The sequence below is a fragment of the Enterobacter sp. PL_is379 genome, from assembly GCF_055817355.1.
Genome location: NZ_JBVPGT010000033.1, coordinates 312949 through 337883, shown reverse-complemented (window position 1 = coordinate 337883; position 24935 = coordinate 312949). Strand labels below are relative to the sequence as shown.

The window sequence follows — 24935 nt, the reverse complement described above, 5'->3', positions numbered from 1 at the left end:
TCTACTTTTCTTATTCAATCATTCGGTAACGGCGCTGCCACGTCACGATCTCACCGGCTTCGTTATTGACCTGAAGCAGGCTCACCACGCGAAGCGTTAATTCATCGGTATTGCCGGTATAATTGACGCGGAAATACCGGCTGTTAATGGAGAGATAGTCGGCCACCTGCGGAAGGTCGTCTTTTAACTGGGGGAAGGCCTGCTCCAGCGCTTTGCTGAAGGTTTCCATACTTTCCCAGCCGGTTTCAGGACGCGATTCAATCAGGCGAACGGCATCATCTTCATTGAGTTTTCCCGGGAACAGCGCGGCCAGTAAGGCGGCCTGCTCCGGTTTCAGGGTATTCACATCCACCTTGCTGGCGGCGTCCGGCAGCGCGCACAGCAGCTTGCTCACCTTCGGGTAAGCGGCAGCCGGAAATGCGGGCAGCAGCGTGATCTCCGCAATGGTTCGCATCATCTGGTTTGCCGGTTGGCGAGCGGGCACCACGCCAGCCCAGGCATCGGTCTCTGCGCCCTCTTTGGCCGTCGTCGTGTCGCCATCGAGATAGTCCACCAGCTGCAGATACACCTCTTCCGCGCTGGTCTGGCTCAGGCCGCTCTGCGTCAGAAGCTGTTCAACAATCTGCTCTCTGCGGGGCTTTTCCGGCACCGCCGGGGGGTTTTTCCCCTGGGCAACTTTCTCGACCGCCAGCAGGTTGTTGACGTTAAAGCAGTCCTGCGCGTCTTCCACCTGGCCGACCACCGTGTAGTCTTCGCCCCGGGTTTCCAGCGGCTGATGCCAGTCGCCGTCGGGGGAGAGCGCTTTGCTTTCCCCGCTGGCGTCGGCCTGCAGCCGGTCTTTGACCACCTTTTCCTGGGCCTGCATCGCCCAGCGCAGCTGCTGCTGGCTTACCTGGTAATGCGTTTTTTGCAGGTTGCGGCAGAACTGCTGGCTGATTTTGGCAGCCAGCGCCGACATCATCACCAGCAGGATCAGCACCACCAGCAGGGCTACACCTTTCTGTTTACGCAATGCACTCATGATTTTGCTTCCGGTGGCGGTACGGGTGCGTTTTCAGGTGCAGCCGCTTCAGGCAGATCGCCCGGCGTCGTAAAGACCCAGCGCCAGGTATCGCCATTTTCCATGGTCAACGTCAGCTCCACGCCGTCCGGCAGATGCGCCGGGTCGCTCCAGCTTTTCTGCCAGCCCTGACGGTAAAAACGCCACTGCAGGGATTTAACGTTGCTGACAATCGGCACCTCGTCGGGTTTCGCGTCCGCCGGGCCGTCAATCACCGGCCAGACGTCGCGATACAGATGCCCTTCTTCCAGCCGCCAGCGCACGCGCTCCAGCTGGACCGTGCCGCTCACGCCGTTCAGCGTGGTCAGCTCAAGCGCATCGTCCGCCTGACGGAACAGATCCGGCTCGTTGCGCGGCGCGCGCGTCTGCAGCTGGTAGAAATCACGCTCCATCAGGTTCCATGCGCGCTGCAGCTGATTAAGCTTCGCCGCGCTGGCGTCGGTGGCCGAACTGGTGCGCATCGCCCCGTCCAGAATTTGCCAGGCCAGGGTGCCGATCACCGCAAAGATGGTCAGGGCAATCATGATCTCCAGCAGGGTAAAACCGCGCTGGCGTCGGGTTCTCTTCACTGGCTCTCTCCTGGCCCAACGATCTGCAGCGAAATAACCGGCTGGCTGTCGTCGCCTTCCGCATACACGCGAATCGCGTTAGCCCAGCCCTTGTCGGCGGTTTTGACCCGCTGCTTGCGCCAGTTCCAGCTGCGCCCGCCCATGATTTCCGTTCCCTGCTCCTCAGCATCCGGGAAGTCGGTTTTCGCGAGCTGCGCTTCCGTCAGCTGGTTCTCGGCCACCCAACTGGCCTGCAGCGTGTCGGACAGCCCGTGGGTAAAACGCACGTTCAGGGAGACCGAGTTCATCAGCGCCAGCGCGGCGGTGGAGAAGATGACCAGCGCGACCATCACCTCCAGCAGCGTCATCCCGTTCTGCTTAACCTTGCCTTTAGTCATCGTTCTCTACCGATACCGGGGCCGCGCCCTGCGACACCACGCGGAAATGGTGCTGTTTGTCGTAGCTTTGCAGCGTCAGCGTAAAGCGGCCAATCTCACCGTCCGGCAGAAAAAGGATCTGAGGATCAGCCTCGACGGTGGCCGCCAGGCGCTGGGGCGACAGCGATACATGCATCTCCTGCGGAAAATCGCCTTTGGTGGTAATTCGTCCGGCAGATAAAGGCACCCAGTGACGCACGCCATTTTTATCGTCGAGCGTGACCAGCTGATATTTATCGGTGGTGATTACCAGCCCAACGATATTTCCGTCCATTACCGCGCGGTCTGAACCATAATCAACGAGGGCTTTTAATTGCTGGCCAAATATATCCGCACCGCTGCGTGAGGGTATTGTTGACACCACCATCATGGCGCAACTGGCAAATATCACCAGCGCCAGAATAATTTCCAGCAACGTAAAGCCGCGTTGATTTTTCATTATTTCTCTTTCTTATCCAGCGACCAGTTCGTAATATCATCGGCGGTATTGGCTTCACCGTCCGGACCGGCAGAGAAGACGTCAACTGCGCCGTGTTCGCCCGGGCTGACGAGCAGATAATCGTTTCCCCACGGGTCCTGCGGCAGGCGGCGAATATAGCCGTCAGCGCGGTAGCCGTTCGGGATGGGTGCGATTTCAGGCTTGGTCACCAGCGCCTGCAGGCCCTGCTCTGTTGTCGGGTAGCGGTGGTTATCGAGCTTATACATATCCAGCGAGCCTTCGAGCGCGACAATATCGCTGGTCGCTTTTTGCGTATCCGCTTTTTCTTTATTGCCCATTAAGTTTGGTACCACCATACTCGCTAAAACGCCGAGAATAACGATCACCACCATTAATTCGAGCAAGGTGAAGCCCGCCTGGCGAGCCAGGTTTTTACGTTTTATAGCCATGATTTAACCTACCATATTATTAAGTTGCAGAAGCGGCTGTAATATTGACAGCACGATAAATAAAACAATCGTCGCCATGGAGACCACCAGCGCCGGTTCAAATACCGACAGCGTTAACGTAATTCGATGCTGTAATGCCGACTCCTGGTTTTCCGCCGCGCGGTCCATTAAATTGCCGAGCTCCCCGCTCTCTTCGCCGGAGGCAATCATGTACAGCATGGTCGGCGGGAATAATTTCGCCTGTTCAAGCGCGGCATATAAAGATGCCCCCTGGCGCACGGTATCGGCGGCCTGCTCCAACACCTGCCGGGCGTAGAGGTTTTCGATACCGTCCATCGCGATATACATCCCTTCAAGCAGCGGCACGCTGCTGGCCTGCAGAATACTCAGGGTTCGGATATAGCGGGCGCTGTTGATGGCGCACACCAGCTTTTTAATCGGCGAGCCGTTCACCAGCCAGCTGTGCCAGCGAAAGCGGTTTTTGGCATTTCTGAGCCAGGTCTTAAAGCCGATAAACCCACCGGCCATGATCCCGACAATATAGATGCCGTACGCCTGCAGGAAATCGCTCACCGCGATCAGCGTGCGGGTGGTGATCGGCAGCTGTTGCTTCATGTGGGTGAACTGTTCGATCACCTGCGGGACCACCGCCACCAGCAGAATGCCGATCACCGCGATGGCCACCACCGTCAGGGTAATCGGGTAGACCATCGCCTGCGTCAGCTTGCTTTTCATCTTCTGACGCTGCTCGTTGTACTCCGCCAGCTTCTCCAGCACGTCGCCCAGGTGACCGGTCTTTTCACCGGCCATCACCAGGGTGCAGTAGAGCTTGTCGAAGGTGCGCGGGAACTGGCTGAAGGCGTCAAACAGCGTGTGCCCTTCCACCACCTTTTCACGGATCTCCACCACCATCGCCGCCAGCTTTTTGTCTTCCGTCTGCTTCGAGATGGCCTTCAGCGCACTTTCCAGCGGCAGCGCGGCGTTGACCAGCGTGGAAAGCTGGCGGGTAAACATCGACAGCACCGGCGTGGAGAGCTTAGCCCCGGTCTTTGCTTTCCCGGACACCGCCGCTTCGCGGGTTTCGGTGATGCTGACAGGCATTAGCTTTTGTTCGCGAAGCCACTGGCGAACCTGTTTTTGCCCCTCGACCTGCAGCGTGCCGCGCCGGGTTTTGCCCGCCGCATCCGTTGCCGTCCAGGCGTAGAAGGCCATTACTCATCCCCTCCACGCTCGGCGGTGACGCGCATCACCTCTTCCAGAGAGGTGATGCCGCTAATCACCTTCAGCAGCCCGTTTTCGCGCAGGCTGTAGGCCTGCTTAAAGAGCTGCGTTTCGATGGACATTTCGTCCTTATCTTCATGGATGGCGCGGCGCATGGTGCTGTCCACCACCAGAAATTCATGAATACCGGCACGGCCCTGATAGCCGCTCTGGCGGCAGTGTTCACACCCCACCGCGCGGTAAATCGCTTTCGGCGGCGTCTCCATAAAGCTGAATAGCGCTTTTTCATTGGCGTCCAGCGGACTGGTGGTGCGGCAGTGCGTACACAGCCGACGCACCAGACGCTGGGCAATGACACCGAGCAACGATGAACCGATTAAAAACGACTCCAGCCCCATATCCCGCAGGCGGGTAATCGCCCCGGCGGCGCTGTTGGTGTGCAGCGTAGACATGACCAGGTGACCGGTGAGTGACGCCTGCACCGCAATTTGCGCGGTTTCGCCGTCGCGAATTTCCCCGATCATCACCACGTCCGGGTCCTGACGCAGAATGGCGCGCAGCCCGCGGGCAAAGGTCATGTCCACGCGCGGGTTAACCTGCGTCTGCCCCACCCCTTCCAGCTCGTATTCAATCGGATCTTCAACGGTCAGGATGTTTCGCTCGTAGCCGTTCAGCGCCGAGAGAATGGCGTACAGGGTGGTACTTTTACCGGAACCTGTCGGCCCGGTGACCAGGATAATGCCGTGCGGGCGGTCAATCAGCCCTTTTAACTTCTCCAGCTCTTCATCAATCAGGCCCAGCTTGTTGATGTCGGGCTTCAGGTTGCTTTTATCGAGCAGGCGCATGACCACGCGCTCGCCGTACTGGGACGGAATGGTCGAGACGCGCACGTCGATGGCCTTGCGGCCGATGCGCAGAGAAATACGGCCATCCTGCGGCAGGCGCTTCTCGGCGATGTCCAGTTTCGACATGACCTTGATGCGCGACACCAGCAGCGGTGCCAGCTTACGCGCCGGTTGCAGCACTGGGCGCAGCACGCCGTCAACGCGGAAGCGAATACTCAGCGTGCGCTCGAAGGTTTCGATATGAATATCCGACGCGCCGTCCTTCACCGCCTCGCCGAGAATGGCGTTGATCAGGCGGATCACCGGCGAGTTCTCGTCGTTATCAAGCAGGTCTTCGTTATCCGGGATCTCCTCGGTTAACGCCATCAGGTCGATATCCGCGTCCATATCATCCACCAGCTGCTGCGAAACGCCGCTGCTCTGCTGCCAGATCTTGGCCAGCAGCTCGTCAAAGGCTTCAGATGTCAGGGTCACCGGGACGAACGCGCGTCCCAGCACCCGGCGCACTTCCAGCAGTGCTAACGCCGGGGTGTTATCACGGATATAGACGTCGTTGTTGTAAAACAGAACGCCGTTATCTTTTGCGTAGCTGCTGCTACACAGGGTTTTAGTCAGTTCGTCCACGGTGCCCTCGCCGCCTTAGTGTTTAAACGGATTGCGCGGTGTGCTGGCGCTGGTTTTTACCGGCGCGGCGCTGGCGTCGACGGGAAACGCGGGCAGTACCGCGTTATCCGTTGGTTCGATAATGCCGAGCTTTTTCTCTTCCACGCGCTGCTGCTGGCGGGCGCGGATCTGGTCATATTTCTCTTTCGACGCCGCGCTGTAGTTGTCGTCGTCGCGCAGCACGGTGGTATGGATAAACACCATCAGATTGCGTTTCGACGTATCCTGCGAGGTATAGCGGAACAGCTGGCCGACCAGCGGGATATCGCCCAGCAGCGGCACTTTGGAGACGGATTGTTTGGTGACGTTCTCCATCAGGCCGCCGAGCACCACCGTCTGCCCGCTGTGCACCATCACTTCGTTGTTGATGGTACGGGTGTTGAAGGTTGGGCCGAGGCTGGCGTCCTCCGTCGCGCTGTTGTCAACGCTGGAGACTTCCTGCTCAATCTTCAGGTGGATCATGTCGCCGTCGTTGATCTGCGGCACAATTTTCAGCTTGGTCCCGACCGTCTTGCGCTCAACGGAGTTAAAGACGTTGTCGCCGCTGGTGGTCTGGGAGCCGGAAAGCACCGGCACGTCCTGACCGACGTTGAACGACGCCTCTTTGTTATCCAGCGTGACCACGCTTGGCGTGGAGAGAATATCGTTTTTGCCGTCGGTGGAGAGCGCGGTCATCAGCGCCCCGAAATCGCCGTTAAAGAAGCCGGTCGCAAGGCCGGTGAAGCTCGCCCCCTTCATGGTGCCGTTTTTAATCTGGCTGATTGGCAGGCCGGTGGAGCCGAACTGCACGCCGCCGTGCTTGCTGGTCCACTGCACGCCGAGATCCAGGCCGTTACCGTCCTGCACTTCAGCAATGATCGCTTCCACCAGCACCTGCGGACGACGGATGTCGAGCTTGTCGATCACCTTCTCAAGGGAGTTCATCACGTTAGGCTGAGCGGTGATCACCAGCGAGTTGGTGGCCTCGTCGGCGGTAATGTTCAGATCGCTGGACGCGGTGGCGGTTTTCGACTTCGGCGTACTGGCCTTATCCTTCAGCTGTTCACCTATCCCGGTCAGAACCGGCACCACCTTCGTGGCGCTGGCATATTTGAGGTAGAAGACGCGGGTATTCCCCTCGTTGTTCTGCTCGCGGTCCAGCTGATGGATCAGAGAGCGGGTACGCATGCGCGCATCTTCCGAGCCGCTGATCACCAGGCTGTTGGTTTCGTCATCCGCCACCACTTTAGTGGCCAGCTGCGGCGCGTTCTGCCCCTTCTGCTCTTCATTGTTGAGGTTGTTCAACATGTCGGAGAGCTCTTTGGCGGAGGCAAAGCGCAGCGGCACGATCTCGCGGCGCTGAATCCCGTCTTTGTCCACGCGCTGAACCAGATCCACCAGGCGGTTCACCACCGAGGCTTTACCGGTCAACAGCAGCACGTTGGACGGTTCAAAGTGCACCACGTTGCCGATGCCGGTGGCATCGTTGAGCTGGCGCAGCAGCGGGGCAAGTTCACGTACCGGCACATTTTCCATGCGCACGACGCGGGTGATGATCTCATCACCTTTACCCGGGTTTTTGCTGTCTGCCAGCGGCGCGCCGGCGGTACGGGCCACGCTGGAACGCACTACTTTAATCATGCCGTTGTCCATCGGGATCACCGACAGGCCGTACAGATCCAGCACGCTCAGGAAGAACTGGTAATACTCATCTTCCGTCAGCACGTTGTAGGTTCGCACCGACACCGAGCCCTGCACGGACGGATCGACGAGTATGGTTTTATTCAGATTGCGGCCAACCGTATCGATAAACTCGCGGATATCGGTATTTTTAAAGCTCGCGCTAAAGTTGGCTGCAAGCAGCGAACTTGAATATAACGACAATGCGGTCAGCGCCACGCACGCCCAGGGAAATTTCTTCATGTCTGTACACTTGTTAATTGTTTAGAACATTAACCCGAATATTTTCAAGGTGAGCGTGACGTCTGACGACGACCTCCGCCTCTTTCATTTTCGACCAGTTGGCAATAATACTTTTTGCCTTAGCTTCATCGGTCATATCGACAGAATTCACTTTTACCGCCACATCACCTTTTTCCAGCCCTGAATGGCTGTAGAAGGAAGAGGCATTCCTTGGATTAATGTTGTAGCCTTCCAGCTGGCCCTTTTCGATTAACGGCTTTAACACCAGATAATCATTCAGATGCACACTTTCAGCGCCTGCATCTTTCGTCGATTTGCTTACCGGGCCGCTGTCAACGCCGCCCTTAAAATAATCAGGTTTATTTAATGCCAGTACCTGCGTAGCACCTTCGTAATTAACCACCACATTGTCTTTGTTAATTTCCTGAATATAGGTATCGTTAAAACCGGTCAGCGGCTCGCCTTCACGGTAGCTCCTCTGACCACCCGGCGTTTTGATCACGGCGAAAGAAAGCCAGGCGTCATCGCTGCGCACAATACCTTCGATCTCCGCTGCCAGCGGGGCTTTCGCGGCGGCGGGCAGGTTGTCCTGACGCACGGCCGCCGTGAAAAGGGTGAATGTCTTTTCATCACGACGCGTTTTCAGCGGCTGCGCATCAGCGTTAGCCAACTTATTCGTAACTTTTTTATAATCTTTAAACGTCAGATACCCTTGCTGGCCGCAAAAAATTAACAGCACAAATATAATGCAAGGCGTTATCCACCGTGACAGAAATGAGAACCTCATTTTTCATCTGGCCTTTAGCAAAGCGAAAATAAGCAGCGTCGCGCTGCGCCAATATGTGAGCAAAGCGTAATTTCCCGCTGTAAAAACGACCACTCACTTTGCCGCTAACTTTCATACAGAAAAATATTGACCGCATAAAATCCAGATGTTAGGCCTCATCGGCAGGATATTTTTACCCTGTGCGCAAATTGACCACCCTATAGCGTTGCTTTACTTTCTCGTCCTGTTGCTATTCCTAATCAGAGACGGTAAGTCGTTATGTATCAAAGCCACTTTAATTTTAAAAACCCGCCCTTTCGGAAAATAACCGGGTTATCCGGGGATTTTCTGGTGCCTTATCATCAGGACGTATTCAACCTGCTGAAAGAGAAAACCCAACAGGCGGGGATTATTGGGCTCTTTGCTGACGATGCCCCGCTGCTGGGCCAGTTCAGCGACGCCCTGAAATCCGCTAATCCTGGCGTTTTTGCCATCAACGCGTTTCCAAAACTGAGTGCCAGTAGCCTGCTGTATAAACTCAACCCGGGAACGAAAGAGAGCAAAAACCGGCTTCAGGCGGTGGATACCATCCTGCACCAGTGGCAAGGGGGAAAAACCAGGACGAAAGTGCTGGTGATTAGCCACACCGAAGCCATGAAGGACACCTGTCAGGAGGTGCTGGCTATGCTGCTGACGCGCGCCCAGGAGCTGGGGTTTTGCCTCTCCATCGTGCTGATGGGCGCAGCAGGTCGGGAAGCCGTCCTGATGCAGCAGCCCGAGCTGCGTGAATATGCGCATACCCGTCACAGCCTGCGTCCTCTTACCTGCCGGGAATCTCTCCGCTACGTTGAGGCGCAGTGTGAAGAGCACGGATGCGAGAGCTCACCGTTAACCCCGGCGCGCGTGCGCAAGATGCATACGCTGACCAGAGGGAATATCAGCAAGCTGAACGAGCTGGCCCACCTGTCGATGCTCGCCGCCTGGACCGAGCGTGCGGATCAGGTCAGCCCGCGTCATTTACGTCTGGCCTCCGGCGAGACGCTGCCTGCGAAAAAACACGGTAAGCGCCTGGCTACCGTCGGTTTGTTCGCATCCGTGCTGTTTGCCGCCTGCGGCTGGTATTTGACCTCCTCGATCGGTGCAAAACTTCCGGTTCAGCTCCCGGTGCCTGCCAGTTGGAAACAGCAGACGCCACATGTTCAGGCCCCGGTGGTGCCGGTTATCGACAATGAAATGGTCAATCAGCCGGATGCCATGCATCAGCTCTATCTGATGTGGGGATATGACGCCTCAGCGGACGATGCCCTGTGTCAAAACGCCGCAAAGGTGAACCTGATGTGCAGGCAGGGTAACGCCTCACCGGACGCGCTGGCGCAGGAAGGGTATCCGTGGGTAAGTGAACTGAAAACCGGCAACCACCTCAATTATGCCGTGGTCGCCCGCGTCGGGGATAACTCACTCGACCTGCTGATGAACAACCGTACCTGGCAGGTAAGCCGCAGCTGGTTTAACCAGCATGCCACCGGCAACTTTACCCAATTGCACCGCCTGACGCCGGAAGGTAAAGACGTCATCAGCGCCGCCAGCGATGCGAAGGACATGGGTTGGCTTGACCAGCAGCTGAGCGTAGCCCTTAACCAGCCGGAAACCCATTCCCGGACCTGGACGGCGGAGATGATGAAACGCACCCGCGAGTTCCAGCAAAAAATGCATCTGCATGTGGATGGCATTCCAGGGGAAGATACATTGATGCAGTTAATGCGTGAAACCCATTCCACGCCGAGCGTGCTGATCCAGACCACCCCTAAAATGCAGGAGAAGAAAGCCTGATGTCTACCCTCTGTCTTGCGGCCCAGCGCAGCTACGCTACAGGGGAGGCGGTCTGGTTTTCGTATCGCCTCCCCAGCCTGAGAAAAATCGTCGGCAACGCCTTTTTAGGGATGTTGGGTCTGTGCGTCATGTTGACGGCGGGCCTGTACGCGCATACTTACTGGAATCTGCGTCATCCTGCGCCGGAACCGGTAACAAAAGCGAGCGTCGCGAAACCTGAAACGCAGCTTTCTGATATGCACTACGTGTATGTGAGCAAGCCGTTCCCGCATCCGAAACCCGCACCGGTGCAGGCAGACATCCCTGCCATGCAGGATCTGCCGATTAACAGCGACGATGCCGACTGGCAGCAAGCGCCCGACGGCGCGGAACCGCACGATACGTCGCGGGATACGTTACCCGGCACCGAAGCGCATGATGTCGCGCCCGCCAGTACAGGCAGTGAGGATGCTTCTTTAACCGAGTTGTTTAAGCAGGCGTTAAAAGAACAGGAGCAAGATTATTCGCAAGGCAAAATTCCCGCGCCACCGGTGGATGAAACGCAGGATAATTCGCAGACGAGAGTGCAACATAACGTGGGATCCCGATCTCCTTTGAGTGAAAAAGGAGATCGGCTGGAATAGTTAGTATTTTTCAGGCAATGTGTTCAGATTAAGGAGTCGACCTTTTTCCACCACAATATATTGACCTTTTTTGAGGTCGGAGAGGATTTTAATGATGGTACTGCGCGCCAGATTGGTATATTCCTGAATATAATCGTAAATATTGATATCACGCTGATGATGAACAATCAGCTCATTAATCTCGTATAAAAACTCGCGCACTACAGAATAAGCGCTGCGGGCAACCAGCACATCGTCACGTTTGCTCAGCATGCAGATGTACCAGGCCAGCACTTTGGTGAGTTCAGGCCATAAATTGTTATCGGTCATCAGCTGCGCGAAGACCTCTTTTTTGATTGAGCGCACCACAGCGTTAGCGCGAATGAGGCCGTACATATGGGTTGCGTTATAGTACATCGACGAGAGGCCAAAAATGCACTGGCCCGTTACCGTGAACATACACAGTTCGTCGGATTCGCGTCGGAATTCAACTTCACCGCTGACGATAATATGAATATATTGTGAATCGGACGTGGAGAGTTTCTGCCATTTCTTTAAGATCTTCTCTTCAAAACCTGATGTAGCAGAAATAATGGCTTCCATTTCATATTGCGGACGTAATTTTTTTGCATAGATGCTTAACATTGTTATACCCGATTTAAGATGTGAAATTTAAAAATGCAGGCATAGGGCAAAAAAGCCTTAAGCCCTGAATATGTTCCTGTGAAATTCTCAATGAGAGAAATAAAGAATAAATGCGATATATTTATTTGCTATATTAATTAGCAAGCTATGTGTCTATCTTAAATCCGGATAATTTTAAGTCAATTAACTAAAAATGAATTGAGTTTGTACTTAAGATTAATCTGAAGAAAATCAGAATGCGTTAAGGCATTCGGGGTAGTCCGAAGGATTACCCCTGCCCGTACTTCTCCAGAAGCGCTTCGGCAATGGCCATCGTTTCGACGTCCGCAATACCGTTCCACAGGTCAGGCCGGAAATGCATCTGGAACGCCGTGATGATGCGCTTTTGCTGCGCAGGGGTGCTGTCAACCGGCACCTCATAGCCATACCGCGCGAGGAGATCGAGTAATGCCCCGGTCTCCACCTGCTGATAGCGCGGACGCCCGTTAATATAGAACGCGACGCGCGCCGGATCGGGCCACGCGCCTATCCCCTGCTGAGCCAGCTGCTGCCACGGAAACAGCGGACCGGGGTCGTCTTTGCGCTGCGGAGCGATGTCTGAATGGGCCACCACGTTTTCAGGCCTGATGTTGTAGCGGGTAATAATGTCTTTGGCGAGCGGCACCAGCGCCGCAATTTGCGCAGGCTCAAACGGGGTAAAGCGCTTAACGCCCGACGTTTTTTGCCAGCCGCGGTTCTCAAGCTCAATGCCGACAGACGTATCATTGATGCGGTTGGTGCCGCGCCAGAAGCTAATGCCCGCATGCCAGGCCAGTTCGCTCTCGGGCACCAGCTGCCAGATGCGCGGCTTGCCGTCCGGTGCCGGGGGTTTAGCCGGGATCAAATAGTGAGAGCTGACGTTCTTATCCGTCAGCGTGGCCAGCGAGCTGTCAAAATCATCCGCGGTGTAGTGGATAACCAGCACCTTGATGCGCGGGTAAGCCGCCTGAGCCTGATGACGCGTATCCAGCTCGTAGGCACCTTTATCGATGATTCCCTTTTCCGCGGCACACCCTGCCAGCAGCAGCGCCAGCAGGATTGTGGCAAACGAACGCCTCATCGGAGGGTTTTCACCGCCGTACCGCTTACGCTCACCATCAGCATGCTGGCATCTTTCCCGACCGTTTCGTAGTCGATATCAATCCCGACGACCGCATCCGCGCCGAGGGCTTCCGCCTGCTCGCCAAGCTCTTTAAAGGCGATTTCGCGCGCTTTGCGCAGCTCTTTTTCGTATGCACCCGAACGGCCACCCACGATATCGCGGATACCGGCAAAAAAGTCACGGAAGATATTGGCGCCGAGAATCGCTTCGCCGGTGACCACGCCGCAGTACTCGGTTATTGTCTGCCCTTCCAGGGTTGGCGTTGTTGAAAACTGCATGGTTTCTCTCCTTCTTTAGCGTTCAATGCCTTAGGCACAGCATTATCGGTTCGTTACGCTATGATTGAAAGGATAGTTAATAAATAAGGAAATCAACATGCGCTATTCTGCTTTAACACTTTTAGTGCCCTGCGCGCTGGTGCTCAGCGCCTGTACCACCACGGTCACGCCAGCCTTTAAGGATATCGGTACCCGCAGCGGCCCATGCATAGAGGGCGGCCCGGACACTGTGGCGCAGCAGTTCTATGATTATCGCATTCAGCACCGCAGCAACGACCTCACCGGGCTACGCCCGTATCTGAGCGATGGCCTGGCAAAACTGCTTAACGACGCCACCCGCGATCCACAGCATAACGCCCTGCTGAAATCCGATCCGTTCTCCAGCCGCACCACCCTGCCGGACAGCGCCGAAGTGGCGAGCGCGTCAACCATCCCGAATACGGACGCCCGTAATATTCCGCTGCGCGTGAAGCTGACGAAGGGAACCCAAACCTGGCAGGATGAAGTGCTGATGATCCGTGAAGGTCAATGCTGGGCAGTGGACGACGTACGCTACGTGGGCGGCAGCGTTCATGCCCCGGCAGGCACGCTTCGCCAGTCGATTGAGAATCGCTAAATCCGCCGATATTCCCTGGTAACCCCCGTAAAATGTGCGGCATTTCATGCGGAATGCCGACATTTATACTCGCCGACCTTGCCGTTCGCTATTTTGTGCTATGTTTAAGAGGAAACACGGGTTATATTTAACTTTTAACGCAGAAATATTGCATAACTATTCTGTCAACGGTACTATCTGCGGCCTCAATTGCTATAGATTGCCTGGATGAGTAAAGACTGCCCCGATGAGTATTAAACTAAACGGCATTAACTGCTTCTACGGCGCACACCAGGCGCTGTTTGACATCACGCTGAACTGCCCGGAAGGCGAAACGCTGGTTTTGCTTGGCCCAAGCGGTGCAGGCAAAAGCTCCCTTCTGCGTGTCCTTAATCTGCTTGAAATGCCCCGTTCAGGTACGCTGGCGATTGCCGGTAACCATTTTGATTTCGCGAAGACGCCGTCTGATAAAGCGATTCGTGAACTTCGTCAAAACGTCGGCATGGTCTTCCAGCAATACAATCTCTGGCCGCACCTGACCGTCCTGCAAAACCTGATTGAAGCCCCGTGCCGCGTGCTGGGGTTAAGCAAGGATCAGGCGATCGCGCGTGCCGAAAAGCTGCTGGACCGCCTGCGTCTTAAGCCCTACAGCGACCGCTATCCGCTGCATCTTTCTGGTGGTCAGCAGCAGCGTGTGGCCATTGCCCGTGCGCTGATGATGGAACCCGCGGTACTGCTGTTTGATGAACCCACCGCGGCGCTGGATCCGGAAATCACCGCCCAGATCGTGAGCATCATTCGCGAGCTGGCGGAAACCAACATTACGCAGGTCATCGTCACCCACGAAGTGGAAGTGGCGCGTAAAACCGCCAGCCGTGTGGTCTACATGGAAAACGGCTATATCGTTGAGCAAGGTGATGCGAGCTGCTTCGCGAACCCGCAAACCGATGCCTTCAAAAACTATTTATCTCATTGATTGTGTCAGGGGAAATATAATGAAAAAAGTATTACTTGCCGTGCTGCTTGCTGGCGTTACCCTTTCCGCTACCGCAGCCCAGACCATTCGTTTTGCCACGGAAGCCTCTTACCCTCCGTTTGAGTCCATCGACGCGAACAACAAAATTGTGGGCTTCGACGTGGACCTGGCTAACGCCCTGTGTAAAGAGATCGATGCGACCTGTACCTTCAGCAACCAGGCGTTTGACAGCCTGATCCCAAGCCTGAAGTTCCGCCGTATCGACGCCGTGATGGCCGGTATGGATATCACCCCGGAGCGTGAAAAGCAGGTGCTGTTCACCACCCCTTACTACGACAATTCCGCCCTGTTCATTGGTCAGAAAGGTAAATTCACCTCTGTCGATCAGCTGAAAGGCAAAAAAGTCGGCGTGCAGAACGGCACCACACACCAGAAATTCATTACGGATAAGCATCCGGAAATCACCACCGTTCCGTATGACAGCTACCAGAACGCGAAGCTGGATCTGCAAAATGGCCGTATCGACGGCGTTTTCGGTGATACCGCGGTCGTGACCGAGTGGCTGAAAGCCAACGACAAGCTGGCGCCAGTGGGCGACAAAGTGACCGATAAGGATTACTTCGGTACCGGTCTGGGGATTGCCGTTCGTCAGGGCAACACTGAGCTGCAGCAGAAATTCAACGCTGCGCTGGAAAAAGTGAAGAAAGACGGCACCTACGAAACCATCTACAAAAAATGGTTCCAGAAGTAATTCCTGATGAATGAAATTTTTCCTTTAGCAAGCGCCGCCGGGATGACCGTCGGCCTTGCCGTTTGCGCACTGATTATCGGCCTCGTGCTGGCGATGTTCTTTGCGGTGTGGGAATCCGCGAAATGGTTCCCCGTCGCCTGGACAGGCTCCGCGCTGGTCACCGTGCTGCGTGGGCTACCGGAAATTCTGGTGGTCCTGTTTATCTATTTCGGCTCTTCGCAGCTGCTGCTTACGCTGTCGGACGGCTTCATCCTCAATCTCGGCTTTGCGCAGATCCCGGTGCAGATGCAGATTGATAACTTCGACGTCAGCCCGTTCCTGTGCGGCGTGATTGCTCTCTCCCTGCTCTACTCCGCGTACGCGTCGCAAACCCTGCGCGGTGCGCTGAAAGCCGTGCCGCAGGGACAATGGGAGTCGGGTCAGGCGCTAGGGTTGTCGAAATCCGCCATCTTTTTCCGTCTGGTGATGCCGCAGATGTGGCGTCATGCCCTGCCGGGGCTCGGCAACCAGTGGCTGGTGCTGCTGAAAGATACCGCGCTGGTGAGCCTGATCAGCGTTAACGATTTGATGCTGCAAACCAAAAGCATCGCCACCCGTACCCAGGAGCCGTTTACCTGGTACATTGTGGCTGCGGCGATCTACCTGGTGATCACGTTGCTCAGTCAGTACATCCTCAAGCGTATTGACCTGCGTGCGACGCGCTTTGAACGGAGACCAGGCTGATGCTTGAATACTTTCCCGAGTTGATGAAAGGGCTGCACACCAGCCTGACGCTGACCGTGGCGTCCATTATCGTGGCGCTGATCCTGGCCCTTATCTTCACCATCATCCTGACGCTGAAAACGCCGGTGCTGGTGTGGATTGTGCGCGGTTACATCACCCTCTTCACCGGTACGCCGCTGCTGGTGCAGATCTTCCTGATTTACTACGGCCCGGGCCAGTTCCCGTCGCTGCAGGACTATCCGGTTATCTGGCATCTGCTCTCTGAGCCGTGGCTGTGTGCCCTGATTGCCCTTTCGCTGAACAGCGCGGCCTATACCACCCAGCTGTTCTACGGGGCGATCCGCGCCATCCCGGAAGGCCAGTGGCAGTCCTGCGGGGCGCTGGGCATGAGCAAGAAAGACACGCTGGCAATCCTGCTGCCGTACGCCTTTAAGCGCGCCCTCTCCTCCTATTCCAACGAAGTGGTGCTGGTGTTCAAAAGTACCTCGCTGGCCTACACCATCACCCTTATGGAAGTGATGGGTCACGGACAGCTGCTGTATGGACGCACCTATGACGTAATGGTGTTCGGCGCGGCGGGCGTGGTGTACCTGGTGGTGAACGGTCTGCTGACGCTGATGATGCGCCTGATCGAGCGTAAAGCGTTAGCGTTTGAGCGCAGAAATTAACCACGCGAATGCATAAAACGGTATTCATAAAGCGGGTAACCTGATGGGTTATCCGCTTTTTTTTGTAACAAACACAATATTTAATCATTTTTATTGCATACAAATTCATTAACTGGCATTGTACATCCAGGCCGCAGACACGGCGCATCAATAAGACAGACGGGAGCATTACAATGAAAAAGTTAGTTCTGGCCGCATTACTCGCCACCTTCGCCGCTGGCGCATCCGCTGCGGATAAAATCAATTTCGGCGTGTCCGCCACCTATCCGCCGTTTGAGTCGCTGGATGCCAGCAACCAGATCGTCGGTTTCGATATCGATCTGGCGAAAGCGCTGTGCAAACAGATGCAGGCCGACTGCACCTTTACCAACCATGCCTTCGACAGCCTGATCCCGTCGCTGAAGTTCAAAAAATACGATGCGGTGATTTCCGGGATGGACATCACGCCTGAGCGCAGCAAGCAGGTCGCGTTCACCGACCCGTACTACGCCAACTCGGCGGTGGTAATTGCAAAGAAAGGCGCTTATACCTCTTTCGATCAGCTGAAAGGCAAACGCATCGGGATGGAAAACGGCACCACGCACCAGAAATACCTGCAGGACAAACATCCGGAAGTGAAAACCGTGGCCTATGACAGCTACCAGAACGCGATTATCGACCTGAAAAATGGCCGTATCGACGGCGTCTTCGGCGATACCGCCGTGGTGAACGAGTGGCTGAAAACCAATCCACAGCTGGGCACCGCAACGGAAAAAGTGACCGATCCACAGTACTTCGGTACGGGCCTCGGCATCGCGGTACGTCCGGATAACAAAGCCCTGCTGGAAAAACTGAACGGCGCGCTGAAAGCGATTAAAGCGGACGGTACGTACCAGAAAATTAGCGAGCAGTGGTTCCCGCAGTAATCTCAGAATGCTGAGTTAACAATCACCTATAAAGGCTATTCCAGAGGCGTAGCCTTTTTAATTCGCTAACGGGCTGTTTTCAACACAGCGAAAACCTGTTGAGCGCGAGGGGGGCCCCTGAACCGTATCAGGTTTAAGGGAGTCTCGGGTCACGGTGAGTGAATCCGATGGGGCTCCCAGCCAGCCTTAATCACCTTTTTTACCCCAGTCGCTGGTCCCTGAGGATCCTTTTCCCGGGAGTGACGGTAATAATCTGCAGCATACCAGTCCATAACCCAGTCAGTACCATTTCCCAGCATATCGTATAATCCTTGTGAATTCGGATCATAGCTTCCCACTGGTCGATTCTCTGCCGACGGGGCAAAATTACTGGCTTTATTATCTTCGTAATACCAGTGGTTATCGCTGTTCGCCAGAATCAGGAACTGACCTCTGCTGCGTGCCGCGTACTCCCACTGCGCTGCCGTTGGCAGGTCGATGTGACGCTTGCTGACTTGACCCAGCCACCGGCAGTAGGCCTGCGCATCCCGACCACTTTTCCAGGTGTATTTGTTGTCTCGTGTATCTTTATAAAAACCCGTTAAATCCCGCCCCTGGATCTCCAGCCAGCGGTTAAATTCTCCCCACGTCACCCGGTACTTACTGATACGGAAATCAGACAATATCACCCAGTGAAGCGGTTTATTATCCGTATCTGCGCTAAATGGCAGTTTCTCTCCCGTAAGAGAGCCAAAATCCCCCATCTGAAAACGCCCGCCCTTTACCGTGACCAAGTCCTCTAGCGCGCGATTAACAAGTACATCCTGCTCTGCATGTATCTTCTGTTCATCCCGGCAACCAGTGAGTATCAGCAACACTCAAACACCCGTTACGCCATAACCTGTCAGCCTCATGCATAGTCCTTTACTTGATCAGTTCGATTTTTATAAACGTGCTGACAGATTGCTTTCAACACAGCGAAAACCTGTTGAGCGTGAGGGTGGCCCCTGAACGGTTTCAGGTCTCATACTTCCTCTGGTAATGGTGTAACCCTCTCCGGCATCTCTGGGTAGTCCCCGGATAACCCGTTTATCACCTTTCTCTGGCCCCTGAGGATCTTGCTCAGGAGAATGACTGTAATAATCCGCCGCATACCAATCTTTGACCCAGTCAGCCCCATTTCCCTGAATATCATATACACCGAGCGGATTCGGGGCATAACTTCCTACCGGACGGTTTTCCGTTGAGGGAGCGATATTGCGTGCAATGTCATTTTCATAGTGATACCAGTTATCACTGTTGCCAAAAATCAGGAACTGACCTCTGCTGCGTGCCGCGTACTCCCATTGGGCTTCTGTTGGCAGGTCGATATGGCGCTTGCTGGCCTGCCCGAGCCAATGGCAGTAAGCCTGCGCATCCTGCCAGTTAGCCGATGCCGGAAAATTATCACCAAGCGCAATTTTTAGTGAGGCATAATCTGGATCGCTATCATTGGCCGTCTTCCGAAAATAATCGTTCGGCTCCCTCCCCTGGATCTCCAGCCAGCTGTTAAATTCTCCCCACGTCACCCGGTACTTACTGATACGGAAATCAGACAACGTCACCCAGTGTAGCGGTTTATTATCCGCATCTGCGCTGTACGGCAGTTTCTCACCAATAAGAGCACCAAAATCACCCATCTGAAAACGGCCACCTTTTACTGTGACCATATTTTCCAGCGCCCTGTTAACCAGATCTGTCTGCTCAGCCTTCATTTTTTGATCATCCCGGCAGCCAGTCAGCACCAGAGTAATCAGTAATCCTGTCACACCATAGCCTGTATACGTCATGCTGTATCTCCATGCATGGAGTAAATCAGCCGCGTACAGCTATGGAGATACGTCGGCAGCACTTCTCTTAATGGTAAGGTAGACATATTGATGTGCCCTGGAGGGATAGCGGGGGCTTCAGGCAGGTGGAGGTAAAGGTTTCTCAGATTATCGGCATAATGACTGGGTTCAATCGTGATGTTCCGCGCTGCGGGGACCAACGAACCAGCAAAACCATAGGTTTTGGGTGTCTCACCTTGTGCCAGAAAAGCAATGACCCTTTGTTCATTAATACGCCAGTTGCTTTTTTCCTCTCCAGGCATTTTTGAAAGATGCTGCATAACATTTTCATATTCTCGCTGCGACTGTACCCAGCGAAGAGCATAAATAATGGCTCGTTTACGAGCGCTAAAAACAGCTCCGCCCTCACAGGTCGTCTCTCCATGACTCACTGGACTGGCGACATTATCCCAAAGGTTTGTTTCAATCAGTGAGGCAATGGCTGCGCCTTTGCTCTCCGGCGGAGTAAACTTTAAACAATCCCCTTTTGTATTCAGTATGTTAGTCATTAGCGCCACGCGGGATTCTTTTTTATCCCAACTGTTTTTAAGTTCAGCGGCTATATTTCCCCCAGCATCAATCACACGATTGATCCCATACATTCCCACCAATAACGGAATGGCGCAGAAAGCATAATAATCGTCCGCCATCATAATCTGCATCAGCCGGATATAATCCGCATTTCGCAGCATATAGGTCAGGCAGGGCATAAACTCAGACATGATTGCGGGACCGTCAACCTCAAAGCTCATCGATCCTTTACCCCCTGTCCCCCAGCACAACCCACCGCTAACCTCTATACGCACCTTACCATCTTGCCATCTGAACTTAAGCTGCCCGCTAAGACCGCCACCAGCCTGAGCAGCCCCCCCCACCCCAACCTTCGCCAACGTACTGTATTTTTCGTCGTGATCAGGATTGAGCCAGACCAGTGCACCAGACACATTCGCCCCGGCTTCTGCCCCGACAAATACGCCTAGCTCTGCCCCACCGCCTAAGGGCATATGCTCTTCTTTAGTGACGTCTATCTGCCGCCAAAATCCGTAGCCTTCATCCGGCATAGCTTTTACAGGCAACCCTTTTGCCAGATCGCCAGTAATATTGACCCCCGCCTCTATACCCAGACTTGCCCCAACGCTCCCCGACAATGTCAGCTCAATATCAAAACGAAACGTACCCAGAATCCCCATACCACCGCCGGGTATTTTTGCCGGATCTAACGGATAACAAATTTTTACGCCGACATTATCCGGCAGATGAAGCTTGCCGCTGCTTTTTGCCTCTGCAAGTGCAAGGTTGGCATAAACGCTGGTCTTACCGTGCAGCTCTGCTTTTGGCCTGTATCGTCCGGTGCGGATATCAATTTCAAACGGATTAAATACCCCCTTCATGCTCGCGCCATACGCCCAACGTAATAGCTGAGCCTGTGCATCAAATGCCATGCCGGAACCTTCATAAGGTGAATGTTCCAGGCTTTGGTTAAATTCTTGTGCCCATACGCTCCAGACGCCAGAGTTATCATCGAGCAGTTTCACTTCCCAGGCTTTCATTGACGGCTTAAGTTTTGCCAGTTGCCCCTTCAGCTTCTCCGGGTCAATTTGATGGCGGGTATGCGTATGGCCATCTTTGCCGGTATATTCAACCGCCCTCAAAAAGCTTTTACCGCCGCTTTTCTTTTCCGCGCTGTTCAACCTGTATCGACGCCAGTGGCTACGAATTTTATCTGAACGGACGTAGACATATTTGGTTCCGTTTTTCCCACCCATAACGTCTATAAGTTCCATCAGCCCTAGTGCGTTCTTTTTACTATTTTCATCCAGTAATGTTGCGGCGGGGAGGTTTTCTGTAGGGGTCAATGCTGCAAGTTCGGCCCGTAAGGTCTGACAGGCTTCATCAAGATGTCGATACTCATCCTTCAACAGATTCTGAAAGCGATTACGCTCTGGTACATCGACCCAGCCCAGAGTAGTCACGTCTTTCTGAAGTTGCTCAATACGCTGTAACGCGTCCGCTCTCTGCGCCAGACAGTAGGTGAGTCGGTTACTTTCCTGCTCAAGATCGTGCCAGTCGCATTGGTCAACTGCCAAAAGGGTTTCACTGTCGGGATGAAAATAAAGACGGGGATAAGAGGGGACAACGACTTCTTTGCAGACCCCGCCAGGGCGTGTCATCACGCTGTAGCATCCATCCCAGGGTATGACTTTTACAGTCATCACTAAGTCCTTTTAGTTTGAGTGGTTATTCTCTTCTATCATACTTCCAACGAACACCATCTCAAAGCGGTACATAAAAACGAAAAATCGCTCCCTTTTGTGCCTCCATCAGCCTGATCCCGCCCCCGTGCAGCTCCAGCATCCTTTTCACAATCAGCAGCCCTAACCCGCCGCGATTCTCCCGCGATGCTTGGGTATTCAACGCTGATGGCCGCTGGAACAGATCGTCGCGCAGCGAGGCATCCACGCCCGTTCCGCTGTCCGCCACTTCGACCTGCAGCCGTTCATTCTCCTGCCAGACAGCCAGACGAATTTCCCCGCCGCCTGGCGTATGGCGCATCGCGTTATCGAGGAGGTTGGTCACCACGCGTTCGATCATCGACACATCGGCGTTAATCAGCGGCAGCGGTCCCGGCACGTCAATATGCAGATTCACCTTGCGCGTGCGGGCGGTGAGCTCAAACTTCTGCGCCACGTCGGAAATCAGCTCCCCCATCGCGAAACGCTCGCGCTGGGGTTTAATGCCGCCGTGCTCAAGGCGCGCCAGCTCAAACAGCTGCTGCGAAAGATGACGGACTTTTTGCCCCTGACGCAGCGCGGTGGCGAGATACTGCTGGTGCTCCTGTGGCGTCAGGGTGGCGGATTTGAGCGACAGGGTTTCCAGATACCCCAGCAGCGAGGTCAGCGGGGTGCGGAGATCGTGCGAAATGTTGGCGATAAACTCCCGGCGCTGGCGATCGCTGTCGGCCAGCTGATCCCACTGGCGGGTGATTTTGCGCGCCAGCTCGATAAAGCTGTTGCGCAGGATTGCCACTTCATCTTTTGCCGCCGCGTCCGGCGTCTGTACCGCCAGCAGCCTGATTGCGCTTATGCTGTCCTGCTCCAGCCCGGCCACTTCCACCGTCAGCTGTTTGACCGGACGCGTAACCCAGTACCAGACCAGCAGCCCTGCCAGCAGCCCAAACAGCGCGACCCACAGCAGTGACCACAGGACGGTACTCCACAACGCCTTGTGCCAGGCCATTTCTGCCAGGGCGTTTGACTCCTCGCCCTGCAAGATAATGTACAGATAGCCTTTTAGCTCGCCGTCCTGCCGTAGCGGCGTGGCGCTGAAGACTTTTTGATTTTGACTGCGCGGATCGTCGCCCAGTACCGGCATGGCGGTGCCGCTCAGGAAGCTCTGCACCGGCGCCAGGTCGATTTTTTGCCGCTGAATATGACCCGGCGGTGCGGCATCGGCGAGGATATCGCCGTCAGGAGAGATAACGTAGAGCTCAACGCTCGGATTAAAGGTCATCAGCCGGCCAAACAGCGGTTTCAGCGCGCTGCGGTCGACCCGGCCCTGCGCGTCCAGAATCGGTTCGCGCTGGACGATCTGCTGAGCCAGCCCACCCGACAAACGCTGCACCATCGCGTTACCGTACTGCATGCTGCTGTAGAGCTGTACCGCGCAGGCGACGGCGGCGCAGAGCATCATCAGCAGGATGAAGAGCAGCGTCAGGCGCTGGCTCAGGCTAAAGCGACGCATCATTGCGGCTCCGCAAATTTATAGCCCTTGCCCCAGACGGTGCGAATGATCTCCGGCTCGGCGGCGTCCTTCTCAATCTTGATGCGCAGGCGGTTGATATGGGTGTTAACGGTGTGTTCGTAGCCCTCGTGCTGGTAGCCCCAGACCTGCTCCAGCAGCGCCAGACGCGAAAACACCTCGCCGGGATGACGGGCAAAAAAGTACAGCAGCTCGAACTCGCGCGGGGTGAGGTCCACCACCTGGCCGTGAAGCAGCACGCTGCGCGCCAGCGGATCGATGCTCAGTCCGTGCGCCTGAATGTGTCCGTCGGTTTGCGCCTGCCCCATCGCCTGCTGGCGGCGGAACAGCGCTTTGATGCGCGCGATTAATTCCTGCACCGAGAACGGCTTAGCCAGATAGTCGTCGGCGCCGGTTTCCAGCCCGGTGATGCGGTCGGTTTCGCTGCTGCGGGCGCTGATGATGATCACCGGCAGGTAGCGCGTCATCTGACGGATGCGGCGGCAAATCTCCAGACCGTCAACGTTGGGCAGCATCAGGTCGAGGATCACCGCATCCCACGGCTGTTTTTCAAGACGCTGCAGGGCGTTGCCCCCGTCGGGCTCGTGGGTGATGGCGTAGCCTTCGTCTTCTAAATTGAGTTGCAGAAGCGCCGCGATATCGTGGTCGTCTTCCACCAGCAGGATCTGCTTCATGGGTAAGCCTTCATTCATTTCTTATGACGTAAGCTTACCTGATTTCGCCGGGATGAAGAGTTCACATTTTGTTTAAGATTTTACGAGCAACGTCAGCACTTCATAGTGCGCGGTATGCGGGAACATATCAAAAAGCTGAACGCGTTCAATGCGATAGCCCGGTAGTTGCGCAATGTCTTTCGCCATAGTCTGCGCGTTGCAGCTGGAATAGATGATGTATTCCGGCGCCATCTGGCTCAGGTAGTCGCACAGCGCATTGCCTATGCCGCGGCGCGGCGGGTTGACCAGCACAAGCTCAGGCACGTTGCCCTGGCCGGTCGCGAACTGCGTGGAGTCCAGAGCCTGGAAGTGCAGATTCGTTAACCCCAGTTCGGCGGCAGACTGTTTCGCGCAGGCAATCGCTTCGGCAGAGATCTCAATCCCGGTGAGCTGCATCTCCGGCGTCGCGCAGTGCAGGCCAAACCCGCCCACGCCGCAGAACAGATCCCACATGTGGTGAACGTTCAACGCACGCACCCAGTCGCGGGCGGTGGCGTACAGGCTACTTGCCACGGTCGGGTTGGTCTGGAAGAAGCTTTGCGGGCGGATCCACAGCGGCACGCCGTTGAAGCTCTCCGCCAGCGCGTGCTGGTCGGTGAAGAAAATCTCTTCCTCCCCTTCCATGATCGCCATATGAACCGGCTGAATGTTCGCCGTAATGACCTTCAGCTGCGGGAGCTGCGCCTGCAGCCACGGCAGCGCCGCGCGAAGCTGCGCCAGCTTGGTTTCAGAGCGCAGCACAAAGCGCAGCATCATGCCGCCGTCGATCTGGCTTTCGGTCAGCAGAAGGTACTTCAGCTCGCCGCGCTTGCGGGCCACGCTGTAGGGCGTTAACCCCGCCCGCGCGATAAACGGCTTAAGCGCCGAAAAGACCGGCGCAAAGGAGGCGGGATAAAGCGGGCAGTCGGTTAAGTCTTCCGGCGTGCCGTCGCGGTGCAGCATCCCCAGCAGCGGTTTTTCAACGCTGCCGCTGACCACCATTTTGGCTTTATTACGGAAACCCAGCTCCGGGCCGCTGACGGGTGCGCACCATTCGCCCACCGCGTGCGCTGCCAGCAGCTGTTGCAGGTCGGCCATTTTGGCGGTGAGTTGTTGAGAGACCGGCTGTTCTATCCACTGACAGGAGCGGCAGCGTCCGGCGTCATAGAGTGCGCACTGCATATGAAAACCTT

General features: G+C 55.4%; 26 protein-coding genes. 8 read left to right on the top strand and 18 right to left on the bottom strand.

Annotation, left to right across the window (positions count from 1 at the left end):
* Positions 1-10: 10 nt before the first annotated feature.
* Genes gspK through gspC form a run of 9 tightly spaced genes read right to left on the bottom strand, consistent with a single transcriptional unit; the run spans position 11 to position 8309 of the window.
* Entirely contained in the window at positions 11-1021 is a 1011-nt protein-coding gene (gene gspK / locus AC0TOY_RS22965) for a type II secretion system minor pseudopilin GspK (protein WP_473722628.1), read from the bottom strand.
* Entirely contained in the window at positions 1018-1629 is a 612-nt protein-coding gene (gene gspJ, locus AC0TOY_RS22960) for a type II secretion system minor pseudopilin GspJ (RefSeq protein ID WP_473722626.1), read from the bottom strand. The genes gspK and gspJ overlap by 4 nt, the downstream gene beginning before the upstream one ends.
* Entirely contained in the window at positions 1626-2006 is a 381-nt protein-coding gene (gene gspI, locus AC0TOY_RS22955) for a type II secretion system minor pseudopilin GspI (protein WP_473722625.1), read from the bottom strand. Before gspI ends, gspJ begins: the two co-directional genes overlap by 4 nt.
* Entirely contained in the window at positions 1999-2484 is a 486-nt protein-coding gene (gene gspH / locus AC0TOY_RS22950; RefSeq protein ID WP_208763672.1) for a type II secretion system minor pseudopilin GspH, read from the bottom strand. Before gspH ends, gspI begins: the two co-directional genes overlap by 8 nt.
* Positions 2484-2933 carry a type II secretion system major pseudopilin GspG gene (gene gspG / locus AC0TOY_RS22945; RefSeq protein WP_024907836.1) on the bottom strand — a complete coding sequence of 150 codons (450 nt, stop codon included), beginning with the start codon at positions 2931-2933 and terminating at the stop codon, positions 2484-2486. The genes gspH and gspG overlap by 1 nt, the downstream gene beginning before the upstream one ends.
* 3 nt (positions 2934-2936) lie before the next feature.
* Entirely contained in the window at positions 2937-4145 is a 1209-nt protein-coding gene (gene gspF, locus AC0TOY_RS22940) for a type II secretion system inner membrane protein GspF (RefSeq protein WP_473722623.1), read from the bottom strand.
* Complete coding sequence (gene gspE / locus AC0TOY_RS22935) at positions 4145-5623, bottom strand: type II secretion system ATPase GspE (RefSeq protein WP_473722622.1); 1479 nt, start codon at positions 5621-5623, stop codon at positions 4145-4147. The genes gspF and gspE overlap by 1 nt, the downstream gene beginning before the upstream one ends.
* Before the next feature lie 15 nt (positions 5624-5638).
* The gene (gene gspD, locus AC0TOY_RS22930) at positions 5639-7564 is read right to left on the bottom strand and encodes a type II secretion system secretin GspD (RefSeq protein ID WP_290094658.1); all 1926 of its coding nucleotides are present in this window, start codon (positions 7562-7564) and stop codon (positions 5639-5641) included.
* 13 nt (positions 7565-7577) lie between these two features.
* Positions 7578-8309: a type II secretion system protein GspC gene (gene gspC, locus AC0TOY_RS22925; RefSeq protein WP_473722688.1), complete on the bottom strand. Its 732-nt coding sequence runs from the start codon at positions 8307-8309 to the stop codon at positions 7578-7580.
* 300 nt (positions 8310-8609) lie between these two features.
* Here gspC and AC0TOY_RS22920 point away from each other — a divergent pair, with 300 nt between their 5' ends.
* Positions 8610-10160 carry an ExeA family protein gene (locus AC0TOY_RS22920; RefSeq protein WP_473722621.1) on the top strand — a complete coding sequence of 517 codons (1551 nt, stop codon included), beginning with the start codon at positions 8610-8612 and terminating at the stop codon, positions 10158-10160.
* Positions 10160-10783 carry a hypothetical protein gene (locus tag AC0TOY_RS22915; RefSeq protein ID WP_473722620.1) on the top strand — a complete coding sequence of 208 codons (624 nt, stop codon included), beginning with the start codon at positions 10160-10162 and terminating at the stop codon, positions 10781-10783. The genes AC0TOY_RS22920 and AC0TOY_RS22915 overlap by 1 nt, the downstream gene beginning before the upstream one ends.
* Here the strand turns inward: AC0TOY_RS22915 and AC0TOY_RS22910 are convergent, their stop codons facing one another.
* The 3 genes from AC0TOY_RS22910 to AC0TOY_RS22900 form a co-directional block, all read right to left on the bottom strand.
* Positions 10784-11407, bottom strand: a complete 624-nt coding sequence (locus AC0TOY_RS22910; RefSeq protein ID WP_061715669.1) for a helix-turn-helix domain-containing protein — start codon at positions 11405-11407, stop codon at positions 10784-10786.
* A 268-nt stretch (positions 11408-11675) separates the two neighbouring features.
* The gene (locus AC0TOY_RS22905) at positions 11676-12506 is read right to left on the bottom strand and encodes an N-acetylmuramoyl-L-alanine amidase (RefSeq protein WP_473722619.1); all 831 of its coding nucleotides are present in this window, start codon (positions 12504-12506) and stop codon (positions 11676-11678) included.
* The gene (locus AC0TOY_RS22900) at positions 12503-12826 is read right to left on the bottom strand and encodes a heavy metal-binding domain-containing protein (RefSeq protein ID WP_023310944.1); all 324 of its coding nucleotides are present in this window, start codon (positions 12824-12826) and stop codon (positions 12503-12505) included. Before AC0TOY_RS22900 ends, AC0TOY_RS22905 begins: the two co-directional genes overlap by 4 nt.
* A gap of 97 nt (positions 12827-12923) precedes the next feature.
* Here AC0TOY_RS22900 and AC0TOY_RS22895 point away from each other — a divergent pair, with 97 nt between their 5' ends.
* From AC0TOY_RS22895 to artJ, 6 genes are all read left to right on the top strand, one after another.
* Positions 12924-13442, top strand: a complete 519-nt coding sequence (locus AC0TOY_RS22895; RefSeq protein ID WP_473722618.1) for a lipoprotein — start codon at positions 12924-12926, stop codon at positions 13440-13442.
* 226 nt (positions 13443-13668) lie between these two features.
* A complete protein-coding gene (artP, locus tag AC0TOY_RS22890; protein ID WP_023310942.1) occupies positions 13669-14397 on the top strand; it encodes an arginine ABC transporter ATP-binding protein ArtP in 729 nt (242 codons plus the stop codon).
* Positions 14398-14416: 19 nt separating this feature from the next.
* Entirely contained in the window at positions 14417-15148 is a 732-nt protein-coding gene (gene artI / locus AC0TOY_RS22885) for an arginine ABC transporter substrate-binding protein ArtI (RefSeq protein ID WP_048990934.1), read from the top strand.
* Between the two features lie 6 nt (positions 15149-15154).
* A complete protein-coding gene (artQ, locus tag AC0TOY_RS22880; protein ID WP_473722617.1) occupies positions 15155-15871 on the top strand; it encodes an arginine ABC transporter permease ArtQ in 717 nt (238 codons plus the stop codon).
* Positions 15871-16539, top strand: a complete 669-nt coding sequence (gene artM, locus AC0TOY_RS22875) for an arginine ABC transporter permease ArtM (RefSeq protein ID WP_024907847.1) — start codon at positions 15871-15873, stop codon at positions 16537-16539. The genes artQ and artM overlap by 1 nt, the downstream gene beginning before the upstream one ends.
* Before the next feature lie 173 nt (positions 16540-16712).
* Positions 16713-17444 carry an arginine ABC transporter substrate-binding protein ArtJ gene (gene artJ / locus AC0TOY_RS22870; RefSeq protein ID WP_021240923.1) on the top strand — a complete coding sequence of 244 codons (732 nt, stop codon included), beginning with the start codon at positions 16713-16715 and terminating at the stop codon, positions 17442-17444.
* A 149-nt stretch (positions 17445-17593) separates the two neighbouring features.
* Here the strand turns inward: artJ and AC0TOY_RS22865 are convergent, their stop codons facing one another.
* The 6 genes from AC0TOY_RS22865 to rlmC all read right to left on the bottom strand — a co-directional run bounded on the left by AC0TOY_RS22865 (position 17594) and on the right by rlmC (position 24924).
* Positions 17594-18301 (bottom strand): formylglycine-generating enzyme family protein, encoded by a 708-nt coding sequence (locus tag AC0TOY_RS22865; protein WP_473722616.1) that lies wholly within the window; start codon positions 18299-18301, stop codon positions 17594-17596.
* A gap of 66 nt (positions 18302-18367) precedes the next feature.
* A complete protein-coding gene (locus AC0TOY_RS22860; protein ID WP_024907848.1) occupies positions 18368-19252 on the bottom strand; it encodes a formylglycine-generating enzyme family protein in 885 nt (294 codons plus the stop codon).
* Positions 19249-21504 (bottom strand): hypothetical protein, encoded by a 2256-nt coding sequence (locus tag AC0TOY_RS22855; protein WP_024907849.1) that lies wholly within the window; start codon positions 21502-21504, stop codon positions 19249-19251. Before AC0TOY_RS22855 ends, AC0TOY_RS22860 begins: the two co-directional genes overlap by 4 nt.
* A gap of 61 nt (positions 21505-21565) precedes the next feature.
* Complete coding sequence (locus tag AC0TOY_RS22850) at positions 21566-23035, bottom strand: sensor histidine kinase (RefSeq protein ID WP_473722615.1); 1470 nt, start codon at positions 23033-23035, stop codon at positions 21566-21568.
* On the bottom strand, positions 23032-23724 hold the full coding sequence (locus AC0TOY_RS22845) for a response regulator transcription factor (RefSeq protein WP_473722614.1): 693 nt from the start codon (positions 23722-23724) through the stop codon (positions 23032-23034). Before AC0TOY_RS22845 ends, AC0TOY_RS22850 begins: the two co-directional genes overlap by 4 nt.
* Positions 23725-23796: 72 nt before the next feature.
* On the bottom strand, positions 23797-24924 hold the full coding sequence (rlmC, locus tag AC0TOY_RS22840) for a 23S rRNA (uracil(747)-C(5))-methyltransferase RlmC (RefSeq protein WP_473722612.1): 1128 nt from the start codon (positions 24922-24924) through the stop codon (positions 23797-23799).
* Positions 24925-24935: the final 11 nt, after the last annotated feature.